This is a genomic window from Nocardiopsis sp. iso_25 (assembly GCF_056173305.1).
Map to the genome: position 1 here is coordinate 6,389,757 of NZ_CM149667.1, position 10,609 is coordinate 6,400,365.

The following is a 10,609-nucleotide window of genomic DNA, read 5'->3' on the forward strand; positions in this document are numbered from 1 at the left end:
GTGGACCGGGGTTGGGCTTCTCGCCCTCCCCCGGTCCCCGTACGTCCGGCCCGTCGAACGCGGGCCGCAGGGTCATCGAACGGGGAGTGCGGTGCTCACACGGCTGGAGGTCGACGGGTTCAAGAACCTGCTGAACCTCGAGGTGGACTTCGGCCCGTTCACGTGTATCGCCGGCGAGAACGGCACGGGCAAGTCGAACGTGTTCGACGCGATCCAGTTCCTCAGTCTGCTGTCCAGCCGTTCGCTGATCGAGGCCGCGTCCGAAGTGCGGGGCACTGACCGTGAACGCTCGGGCGACCCCCGTGAGCTGTTCTGGAACGGTTTCGGCTCCCATGACCGGCGCATGCACTTCGCAGCGGAGATGCTCGTCCCCGAGCGCGTCGAAGACGACTTCGGCCGTGAGGCCAGCGCGACGAGCACCTACCTGCGCTACGAACTGGAACTGGGGTTCCTGCCTCCGTCCGGGGCCGACAAGGTCGGGCGTCTGACCCTCCTCGGAGAGCGGTTGAAGCACATCAACCTCACCGAGGCGCCCCGTCGCCTGCGTTTCCCCCACAGCAAAAAGGACTTTCGGGACTCCGTCCTCAAGAACAAGCGCAGCGGCCAAGCCTTCATCTCCACGACATACCAGGACGACCAGCCCATCATCAGTATTCATCAGGATGGCGGGAGCCGAGGTCAGCCCAAGCCCGCTGCGGCGTCCAGGGCACCGGCGACAGTGGTGAGCACGGTGACGAGTAGCGACGATCCCACGATCCTCGCGGCGCGCAGGGAGATGCAGTCCTGGAAGCGCCTGGCGTTGGAACCGACCGCCTTGCGTACCGCGGACAGGTACACGGACCCACAGACGATGGGGGCGAACGGGCTCCACCTGCCGGGAACGCTCTTTCGCATCTCGCAGCAGGAGTCGCACGGCGATGCCGACCGCGTTTTCGCACGGGTGTCCGGCAGGTTGGCCGACCTCGTAGGGGTCTCCGTGGACGAGCTGCGCGTTGTCGAGGACGAGGTGCGTCAGCTCCTGGCCGTCGAGTTGCAGGAGGCCAACGGTCTGCGAATCCCCGCACGCAGCCTCTCCGAGGGAACCCTGCGGTTTCTGGCGCTGTGTGTCCTCCTGGAGGACCCCTCCGTACAAGGGCTGCTGTGCATGGAGGAACCGGAGAACGGTATCCATCCCGGCAATCTGCCCGCGATGGTTGACCTCGTCAGGGATCTCGCTGTCGACCCCTTCCAGGAACCGGGCGAGGACAACCCCTTCAGACAGGTGCTCGTCAACACGCACTCGCCCGGAGTCGTCCAAGTCGTCGACCCCGCCGACCTCCTCTTCGCCGACAGCGTCCGGCGCAAGCGCGCCGACGGGCAGATGACCCACGCCCTCAGACTGCGTCCCATCACGGGAAGCTGGCGAGCCAGGACTCCGGGCAACGTGTCCGTCACACGACCGGATATCCTCCCCTACCTCACTGCCCCGCCCGGTGCCCAGTTGACTCTGGAGGGGATGTGACCATCCGTATCCTCTTCCTGGGCGAGGGGTCCAGCGATGACGGCATAGCTGATCACATCGAGACCATTGCTGCCGATCGCGGTGTAGAGGTGAGCATCACCAATCCGGAGCTGGACCGGCTGGGAGATGTGGGTCATGCGCTACCGGACAAGCTCGGTGCGGTCAGGGCTCTCGGTGGCGAGTACGAACTCGTCGCTGTTCATCGCGACGCGGACGGTACGGGCCGTCAGGCCCGTATGAGCGAAATCGAGACCGCGGTGCGTGAGCACATGCCGCAGGTCGTCCACGTACCCATCATCCCGGTGCGCATGACGGAGGCGTGGCTTCTGGTGGACGAAAGCGCGATCCGCAGGGTTGCCGGGAACCCCAACGGACGTTGCAGGCTCGGGTTGCCGCCCTTGAAGCGGATGGAGTCGGTCAACGATCCGAAGGCCGAACTGAAGCGGGCGCTGGCCACGGCCTCGGAGCTGACGGGAAGAAAACTCGAACGGTTCAACCGCCGGTTCTCGGAGAACCGGCGGCAACTCCTCCAGCGTCTGGACTCGGATGGTCCCATCACGACGCTTCCATCCTGGCGAGCGTTCGTCCGGGATGTGGAAGCTGGTCTTCAGTCCCTCGGATGCTGAGACCATCGATCCCTCGGTGCCGTCAGCACCTTCCCCAGGTTGTCGACAGCCCTGTTGCTTCCCCGCGCGTGTACGTGGCTGTCAGCCGCGCGAGTGGATGAAGGCACCGGGACCGGCGAAGCTCGCCCTCAGAACGCCTGTGAGACGCGTGAAAGCGTCGTACGGGGGCGACCCCGACCGGGGGGCGCCCCGTCCGTGTGCACGGCTGTGGAGCCGTGTGAGCGGTGTGTGAGCGTGCTCGGGGCGGCGGTTCGGCGTGCGCGGGGGCGGCCGGTTCGGCGTGAGCAGGGCGGGCGGTGGAGACGGCCGGGAGGTGGCGCACGGCCGTCCACAGGCTGTGGAAGCCGGTTGCCCGCCGGACGGGCTCGTTGGGACCCTGGAACACGGGGGCGCCGCACGGCGGCCACGGCGGACCGCAGCGCCCCCGGATCGAGGCTAACCCCGCCCCGCCCGTCCCCACCAGCCACCGTCCACAGGCTGTGGACAATTCAGGTGACCCGCGACCGCCCGCCTGTCAGGCTTGCGCGCATGAACGACCACGAGGACCACGACGGCGGCGGCAGCGCTCCGGGCAACGGAAGCGGCGGCACCGGAACCGGGCGCCGACGCCTCCTCCTCATCGGCGGCGGCTCGGGCACCGGCAAGACCACGGTCGGCTGGGAGGTCTCCGTCATCCTCCAGCGGCACGGAATCGCCCACTGCGTCCTGGAGGGCGACTACATGGACCAGGTGCACCCGGCCCCGCCCGGCGACCCCCACCGGGGCGGGATCACCGAACGCAACGTCGCGGCGGTCTGGGCCAACTACGCGGCGCTCGGCCACCGCCGCCTCGTCTACACCAACACCGTCAGCGTGCTGGAGGAGGACATGCTCCGCCGCGCCATGGGCGGCGGGGACATCGGGGTGACCCGGATCCTGCTCACCGCGGGCGAGGCCACCGTGCGCGCACGCCTGGCGGTGCGCGAGACCGGCTCACAGCTGCTCCCCCACGTCGAACGCAGCCTGAGGGCGGCAGCCCGCCTGGACGCCGAGGCGCCGGCGGGAACCGTGCGCGTGGCCACGGACGGCCGCACCGTCGAGGAGGTCGCCGCCCGGGTCGTGGCCGCCGCCGACTGGTGAACCCCGGCCCGCCGCGGTCGGCCCCACGGGTCACCGGCGCCCTCCGGCCGGACGCCGCGCGGCTCCCGGGCCGCCCGCGGGCCGAGCGCCTGGAGGAAGCCGCCGCCTGCCCCCTGGGCCTCTGCCGGGAAGGTGCGCGGCCTCGTCCACAGCCTGTGGACAACCTTCGGCCGTGCGCAGACACAGAAGCACGGACGCACGGCCCCGAGGGCCTACAACGGGGCCTCCGGGGTCCCCGCGCCGGACCGTTCCGCGCACCACCGCGCGGTGTCCCGCAGGGATGGGCGGTCCCGCGCCGTGTCGAGCAGCCGGACGGCCTCGGCGAGCCGCCGCTCACAGCGCACCGACGCCACGCTCCCCAGACCGGGCAGCACGTCGCGCACCAGCACGGTCTCCGCCTCCTCCCACGACCGGGCTCGGGCCAGCGCCCACAGCCGGCTCACCGCGGCGTGGAACGGGAACCGTCCGCTCCCGCCCGTCCCCGCGGCCCGTCCGCCCGCCCCGATCAGCTCCGCCACCCGGTCGAAGGCCTCGACGGCCGCACCCCACGCCCCGGCGTCGGCGCCGACCATGCCCCGGTGCCAGGCGATCTCCGCCTCGGTCAGCCACCACGTCCACGCCGGATCGCCCCGGCGCGGCCCCTCCAGGTAGCGGCTGAGGGTCTCCCCGATCAGCTTCCGCGCCCGGGTTCGCTCGCCCTCCTGGGCCGCGGCACGCGCCAGTCTCAGGGTGAACAGGGTGCGCACGCTTCCCGCCGGTCCCGCCGCCAACGCCGCCTCGCACACCCGCCGGGCCTCGGTCGGCCGCCACAGGTGGACGTCCTGCATCGCCAGCTGGCTGAGCGCGAAGTACTCCATGGAGCGGTCGCCCGCCCCGCCCGCGGCGTCCAGCGCCGCCAGGGTCATCCGCCGGGACAGGCGCTGGCGTTCGGCGTCGAAGGCCACCCAGCCGGTGACCTGGTGCAGTTCGGCGGTCGCGGCGAGCACGTCCGCAGAGTCGGGAAAACGCGTGCGGACCGCGCCCCGGGCACGGGCGGCGGCGCGCGCCGCGGCGTCCACGGTGTCGCGGGCGCCGCCCCGGGTGTCCAGGGCGATGACGCGCGCGCTGACCGAGCGGACGGCCTCGGCGACCCGCTCCGGCGGCGCACGGAGTATCAGCGCCTCCGAAAGCCCGAACGCCTCAGGAGCCACAGGGTTCACCAGCCGGTTCCCCGCCCTGTGAACGGCGCGGGGAACCGGCACGGCGGGGCTAACGGCGCTTGCCGTAGGAGGTGGCCACCGCCAGGAACGCGTCGTTCTCCTCGGGGGTGCCCAGGCTCACCCGGGCGCCCTCCCCCGCGAACGGGCGCACGGAGACGCCCTCCCGCGCGCACGCCTCGGCGAAGTCGAGCGTGTCCTCGTCCACCCGCAGCCACACGAAGTTGGCCTCGGTCGGCGGAACCGTCCACCCGGAGGCGATGAGCGCGTCGCGCACCCGCCCGCGCTCCTCGACGGTGGCCGCCACGCGCTCCAGCAGCTCCCCCTCGGCGGCCAGGGAGGCGATCCCGGCGGCCTGGGCGAGGTGGTTCACCGCGAACGGGACGAGGGTCTTGCGGACCGCCGCGGTCACCGGGGGGTGACCCACGAGGAAGCCCAGGCGCACGGCGGCGAGCCCGTAGGCCTTGGAGAAGGTGCGCAGCACGGCGACGTTGGGCCGGTCGCGGTACAGGGAGACGCCGTCGGGCACCCGCGGGTCGCGCACGTACTCGCGGTAGGCCTCGTCCAGGACCACCAGGACGCTCTCGGGGATCCGGTCCAGGAAGGCGACCAGTTCCTCCTCGCGCACGGTGGTGCCGGTGGGGTTGTTGGGGTTGCACACGAGCACCATGCGGGTGTTCTCGGTGACCGCGTCGGCGATCGTGTCGAGGTCGTGCGCCTCGTCCCGGAGCGGGACCCGCACCGAGGTGACCCCCGCCAGCTCGGCGAGCAGCGGGTAGGCCTCGAAGGAGCGCCAGGCGTAGACGACCTCGGCGCCGGGCTCGCCGACGGCTTCGAGCAGCTGCTGGAGCAGGCCCACCGAACCGGCCCCCAGGGCCAGGTGCTCCTCGGGAACGCCGAGGCGGCGGGCGAGTGCGGAGGTGAGCTCGGCGGCGCCCGGGTCCGGGTAGCGGTTGAGTTCGGCCGCGGCCGCGGAGATGGCCTCACGCACCGACGGGAGCGGCCCGTAGGGGCTCTCGTTGGAGGACAGCTTGACCGAACGCCCGTCGGGACCGACGACCTTCTTGCCCGGCTTGTAGGGCGGGATGCTCTCCAGCACCGACCGCAGATATGGCGATTTCGACTCCGACACCGTTGTCCTTCCTCAATACTTTGTGCTAACCCCGCGACACGCTCAGCGACATCGCGTCCGGGTCGGTCACCGCTCCCAGCGGAAATATCGCACAAACGAGGAGATATCACCATGCACTTGCGTCCTTGCCCCACGAACTCGGCACGGAACGACGCTGGTCAGCTCCCCGGGCCGCGCGAGAGGCGAGGACTCGTCCGGTCATGGGCCCTTCCTGTGGCCGTGCCCGTCGCGGTCCTGCTGAGCGCGTGCGGCGGCGGCGCCGCCGAGCAGGCCGCCGACCCCGGCGCCGAGGCCGCGGAGGCACTGCACGAGGCACAGCCCCTGCACGTCCGCGACGCCACCTTCGTGGCCGAGAGCAGCGAGCGCGGCACCTACTCCGAGCTTGCCACAGTGCGCTACAGCGAACAGGTGCGGGCCTCCGCCGAACTCGACAAGCCCGAGTGCCTGGACGCCGCCAACCAGTGGGCCGCCCTGGACGGGGTGCGCGACTCCCCCGCCTCCGTGGCTGCCTACGAGTGGCCCGAGGGCGCGGTCACGCACATGCTGGTGCGTCTGGACGAGGCCACGGCCGCGGAGGCGCTGTCCAGCACGCCGCCGCGGAGCTGCGACGAGTACACCGCCGCCCACGAGGACGGAACCTCGACCGAGTACAGCGTCAGAGGCCTGGAGGACGTGCCGCGGATCGGTGACGAGTCGCGGGCCTTCGCCGTCGAGGTGGAGTCCGGGGACGACAGGAGCCGCATGGTCAGCCTCATGTACCGCAACGGCGACCTCGTCGGCAGCACGTCCGTCCTCGGAGACGGTGAGCCGGAGGACTACGAGACGATGCTCGTGGAGTTCAGCGAGGCCGCCGTGGAGCGGCAGCGGCAGATGCTCGGGCCGGAAGCCGACCGCTGACCACCGGAGCAGTTCCCGGGCCGGGGCCGGGCCGGACCAGGGGCCGGGCCAAGGGCCGGGGCCGGGGTCACGTCCGGACCGGGTGCGCGGCGGCACCGCCGACGGGCCCCGGAGACCGGAGCCCGTCGGCGCGCCCTCATCCGGCCGGGGTCGGTTCGCGCCCGCCCCGGTCCGTTCCGCCGGTGTCCCGCTCAGCGGAGCCCTGCTGCACCGCGTCCCGGCCGCCCTCCTCGCGTCCGCTCGGACCGCGCTGCCCCGGAACGCGTTCGCCCCGGCCCCCGCTCTCCCGAACGCCTTCGTCCCGGGCGCTCCCGTCGGGACCGTCCGCGACGAGGTCCCACACGGCGGAGCGCTCCCGGGCGGTCCGAAGGCTCAGCTCGGCCCTGGCCTCGTCGTGCCGCCACGCGTCCCGCCTGGCGGCCTCCCCCGGGTGGAGGAGCTTGCGCGGCGGGCCGGTCAGCTCGATGCGGGTGACCGCGCCGAAGGAGGCCACCACCGCTCCGCTCTCGCGGTCCACCAGGGCCGCGCGCACCGCGGTGCCGCGCCTGCCCCCGGCTCTGACGGCGTACACCACGTCGACCCGGCGGCCGTGCCGCACGCCGTCGTAGCGCAGGAACCTCCAGCAGCCCTGGCGCCACACGTCCTCGGGTTCGGACCCGAGCATCACCGGTTCGTTGACGCGCCACACGTCACTGCCGTGCAGGGTCCGCACGGTACGGCGCAGCGGTACCTCGCGCAGCGCGCAGGGCTCCTCGTGCAGGGTGCGTGCGGCCGCGGTGCGCAGTTCGGGGCTCAGCAGCGCCAGGACCAGCAGTTCGGCGCCCAGGACTCCCGCGTGCAGCGGGGTCGGCGAGGCGACCACCTCCCAGCCCGCGGGTTCCAGGCCGAGCGTGGCCGGGGCGGCGGCCGACAGCAGCCCGGCCCGGGTCAGCGTCCGCCAGCCGATCGGCGCCTGGCTCAGCCCGCCGAAGCAGCCGCAGCCCGCCTCGGGGTCGCGCCTGCGGATCACCACCAGGACCACGACCGAGACGGCGAACACGGCCGCGGTCAGCGCCCGCACCGTCTCGCCCAGCAGGCCGGTCAGCCCGAGCAGGCCGAGCGCCAGCGCGGCCTCCAGCAGGCCGGTGCCGACCGTGGACGCCCGGCGCAGCCGCTCGGGCGCGAGGACGGCCAGGCCCGTGGCGGCCGCCCGCCTGGTGGTCTTGGCGACGGCTCCGGCCAGGAGCAGCACCGCCAGGAGCGGTAGCTGCACCTCGCGGGCCGCCTCGACGATCTCCGGCAGCATCGGTCATCCCTCCCCGTCGTGGACGGTGACGGTCGCGTTGAAGCAGCCGTCCTCCAGCCGCCCGCCGAGGGCGACGAAGCCGGTCATGGTGAGGGAGGCCAGCCGTCCCGCGCTCTGGCCTCCGCAGGAGGAGCACAGGTCGCACAGCCAGCTGTCTGCCGCGGCGCAGTCGACCACGGGAAGCGCCGCGGACTCGTGCGTGCAGTCGTTGCGCAGGCTCAGGGTCGCCCCGGTGGACAGCAGCGGCAGCGGAACGCAGGAGGTGCGCCGGTCGCAGGGCCCGTCGTGGCCGACGGGGTCGAGCGCCGGGTAGGCGATCCCGTCGACGTGGGCGCGCGGGTCCGCGTGGGAGGAGCGGCCCCACGCCGGGTCGTACCAGGTGGCGACGCCGCTCAGAGTGGTGGCGCGCCGGCGCGTGGGCGGCCGGTGCGGTGTGGCGCCCAGCGGATAGGGCGGCTGGGTCGTGGCGGGGCGCACGGCCAGTACGGCCCCCTCCTCCCAGACGCCGACGGCGTCGAAGACGTAGCCGGGTTCCAGCCGCGGGTGGCGGACGGAGATCCGGCCCGAGGTGCGGTAGGGCAGGACGACGGTCTGGCGCGGACGCCCGTGCCCGGGGTCGATCTCCAGGGTGTCGCCGTCGCGGCTGACGATGACGCCGGTGGCGCGGGCGGCCTGGGCCCACACGCGTGCGGCGATGGGGTGGCCGCCGGGTACGCGCAGCACCACGGCGTCGTCACCGGCGCGGAGTTCGCCCGGTCCTACTTCCCCGCCCCGCCAGAACACGGTGGAGCGGTCGTACATGAAGTGCTCCTCGCCGCCAGGCACGGCCAGGCAGAGGATGCGCGCGTTGGCGCTGACGACCACGCCGCGCGCGACGCGGTGTCCGAGCGGTGTGGGTTCGGGTGCGCTCGCGGCGCCGAGCACCGCGGCTGTGAACCTTCTGCGGTCCCGTCCGATCTCGGTGGTCACTGACATCTCGACTGAGCCCCCTCACCAGTACGACTCGTCGCTTCGTCCCCGTTGTCCAGACATGTTCTCGGTGCCGCGGCCCCCACGACACGTGGGGCACCCCATGGAACCAGAGAGCGGATTCCGCGCACACCGGGCTTCGCACATCGGGCGACTCGGGATCGCCCCACCACAGCCTGTCGTTACAAAGCTACGCATAGAACCCATAAATCTAGAAAGATTCATAAACACCCACAAGATCCCCCAAACCACAGGGGTTCCCGTTCGTTCACCCCGGCTCCCCTCCACCGGCGGTACCGGTCCCCGAGGCGAGGCCCGGCGAACGGCACCGGCCCGTGCCACGGGCTTGTCGGCCGCCAGTGCCGCGACTCGCCGGGGGCGGCGCGCGGACACGACGGAAGGCCGGACGCCCGCGGTTCTCCGGCGGGCCGTTTGTCGGCGCGTGGGACACACGTGCCCGGATGTTTGCGTCGGCTGTGTGAGAGTTGGAAGGGAGGAACACGACGAAAGCCCACGCAGCGCCCGTGAAGGTCGGTGGTCGGCGTGACAGGGACGACCCGGACGCCCCGGTACGACGAGTTCAGCCACTACGTGGCCGAGCGCGGACCGGCCCTGCTCCGGATGGCCCGGTCGCTGACGGGCAGCCACGCCGACGCCGAGGACCTGCTCCAGGCGGCCCTGGTCAAGACCTTCCTCGCCTGGGACCGGATCGCCAACCCGAAGGCGCGCGACGGCTACGTGCGCAGGGCCATGGTGAACACGCAGATCTCCGAGTGGCGGCGCAACCGGCTGGACGTCTACCCGACCGACGAGATCCCCGAGCAGCGTGTGGACGATCCCACCTGGCGCAGCGACCTGGCCGACGTGGTGGAGCGCGCCATCGACCGCCTGCCCTCCCGGCAGCGGACCACGGTGGTGCTGCGCTACTACGACGACCTCACCGAGGCGCAGATCGCCGAGCGGATGGGGGTGACGCTCGGCACGGTGAAGAGCACGCTGTCCCGCGCCGTGGACAAGCTGCGCCTGGACGCCGACCTCATCATCGAGCGCACCATCGGCTGACCCGCTCAGGCCGGTCCCCAACCGCATCAGCGGGCGGCGCCCTTCCCGGCCCCGCCCGCACCGGCCGCGGGGCGTGGCGGGGGCATTCGTTTTGCGCAACCGTCCGTGGTGTCTGTAGGCTTGTCCCAGCCAGGAGGATTCGCCTAGTCAGGTCTATGGCGCCGCACTGCTAATGCGGTTAGGGGGCAACCCCTTCCGGGGTTCAAATCCCCGATCCTCCGCAGGTCAGAAGGGGGCTCACCCATCGGGTGGGGCCCCTTCGTCGTTCCATTCCAGGCCGTGTGAGGCCAAACGGTTGGCCACGACCTCACACCGCGCCCAACCGTGGCCGACGGGGAATGATCGCCGTGGTCGCCTCCGCAGCCGCCGCCGCGGCCTCCGACACCACCGGCGTGTACGTGTCCGCGGTGGAGCTGTGCCGGGAACGGCCCAGCGTCGCCGACACCACCTTGGTGCGCCGCTACCTGCTCCCCGAGCTGGCCAAGCACCACGCCATCGACGTGTACGAGATCGAGACCGCCCACAACCCCATCCGAGCCGGCCGAGTGGACGGCGTGGAGATCGACCCGCTGGCCGCGAACAACGAGGTGGAGTTCACTCCGCTGTGGGTCTACGTGCCGTTCCCCGAGGTGCCGCGGGTCGCACAGGAGGAACACGGCCGTGGACGACATCCAGGCCACCGCCGCCGCAACGCACCCGTGACCTTCGGGAACCCACTGGAGAATCCCAGAGTATGATCCCAGGCCGGGGAATGGGGCGCCGATCCGCGCGGGTTCTCCCGGTGTTACGTTCGTGGCCGCGTAGCGGCGACAGGAGGTAGAG

At 72.2% G+C, this 10,609-nt stretch carries 10 protein-coding genes and 1 tRNA gene; 7 read left to right on the forward strand and 4 right to left on the reverse strand.

Features of this window, described 5'->3' with window-relative positions; translation table 11 throughout:
* Positions 1–91: 91 nt before the first annotated feature.
* From AC0VX6_RS27535 to AC0VX6_RS27545, 3 genes are all read left to right on the forward strand, one after another.
* Positions 92–1,501, forward strand: coding sequence for an AAA family ATPase (locus tag AC0VX6_RS27535; RefSeq protein WP_475466807.1), 1,410 nt, complete (start codon positions 92–94; stop codon positions 1,499–1,501).
* The gene (locus tag AC0VX6_RS27540; RefSeq protein WP_274975375.1) at positions 1,498–2,127 is read left to right on the forward strand and encodes a hypothetical protein; all 630 of its coding nucleotides are present in this window, start codon (positions 1,498–1,500) and stop codon (positions 2,125–2,127) included. The genes AC0VX6_RS27535 and AC0VX6_RS27540 overlap by 4 nt, the downstream gene beginning before the upstream one ends.
* Before the next feature lie 528 nt (positions 2,128–2,655).
* Positions 2,656–3,246 (forward strand): hypothetical protein, encoded by a 591-nt coding sequence (locus AC0VX6_RS27545; RefSeq protein WP_274975376.1) that lies wholly within the window; start codon positions 2,656–2,658, stop codon positions 3,244–3,246.
* Positions 3,247–3,458: 212 nt separating this feature from the next.
* On the opposite strand, the gene AC0VX6_RS27550 is transcribed toward AC0VX6_RS27545, so the two are convergent.
* Together AC0VX6_RS27550 and hisC are read right to left on the reverse strand one after the other, a co-directional pair.
* Positions 3,459–4,445, reverse strand: coding sequence for a DNA-binding protein (locus tag AC0VX6_RS27550; protein WP_475466808.1), 987 nt, complete (start codon positions 4,443–4,445; stop codon positions 3,459–3,461).
* A 49-nt stretch (positions 4,446–4,494) separates the two neighbouring features.
* Positions 4,495–5,574, reverse strand: coding sequence for a histidinol-phosphate transaminase (hisC, locus tag AC0VX6_RS27555; protein WP_475466810.1), 1,080 nt, complete (start codon positions 5,572–5,574; stop codon positions 4,495–4,497).
* Between the two features lie 213 nt (positions 5,575–5,787).
* Between hisC and AC0VX6_RS27560 the strand changes: the two genes are divergently transcribed.
* Complete coding sequence (locus tag AC0VX6_RS27560; protein ID WP_274975379.1) at positions 5,788–6,471, forward strand: hypothetical protein; 684 nt, start codon at positions 5,788–5,790, stop codon at positions 6,469–6,471.
* 136 nt (positions 6,472–6,607) lie between these two features.
* On the opposite strand, the gene AC0VX6_RS27565 is transcribed toward AC0VX6_RS27560, so the two are convergent.
* A complete protein-coding gene (locus AC0VX6_RS27565; protein WP_475466812.1) occupies positions 6,608–7,756 on the reverse strand; it encodes a MauE/DoxX family redox-associated membrane protein in 1,149 nt (382 codons plus the stop codon).
* Between the two features lie 3 nt (positions 7,757–7,759).
* A complete protein-coding gene (locus AC0VX6_RS27570; protein WP_274975381.1) occupies positions 7,760–8,731 on the reverse strand; it encodes a hypothetical protein in 972 nt (323 codons plus the stop codon).
* A gap of 528 nt (positions 8,732–9,259) precedes the next feature.
* Between AC0VX6_RS27570 and AC0VX6_RS27575 the strand changes: the two genes are divergently transcribed.
* The 3 genes from AC0VX6_RS27575 (at position 9,260) to AC0VX6_RS27585 (ending at position 10,524) form a co-directional block, all read left to right on the forward strand.
* The gene (locus AC0VX6_RS27575; RefSeq protein ID WP_274975382.1) at positions 9,260–9,787 is read left to right on the forward strand and encodes a SigE family RNA polymerase sigma factor; all 528 of its coding nucleotides are present in this window, start codon (positions 9,260–9,262) and stop codon (positions 9,785–9,787) included.
* A gap of 132 nt (positions 9,788–9,919) precedes the next feature.
* Positions 9,920–10,008, forward strand: a tRNA-Ser gene (locus tag AC0VX6_RS27580).
* Positions 10,009–10,134: 126 nt separating this feature from the next.
* Positions 10,135–10,524 carry a hypothetical protein gene (locus AC0VX6_RS27585; protein ID WP_475466814.1) on the forward strand — a complete coding sequence of 130 codons (390 nt, stop codon included), beginning with the start codon at positions 10,135–10,137 and terminating at the stop codon, positions 10,522–10,524.
* Positions 10,525–10,609 lie beyond the last annotated feature (85 nt).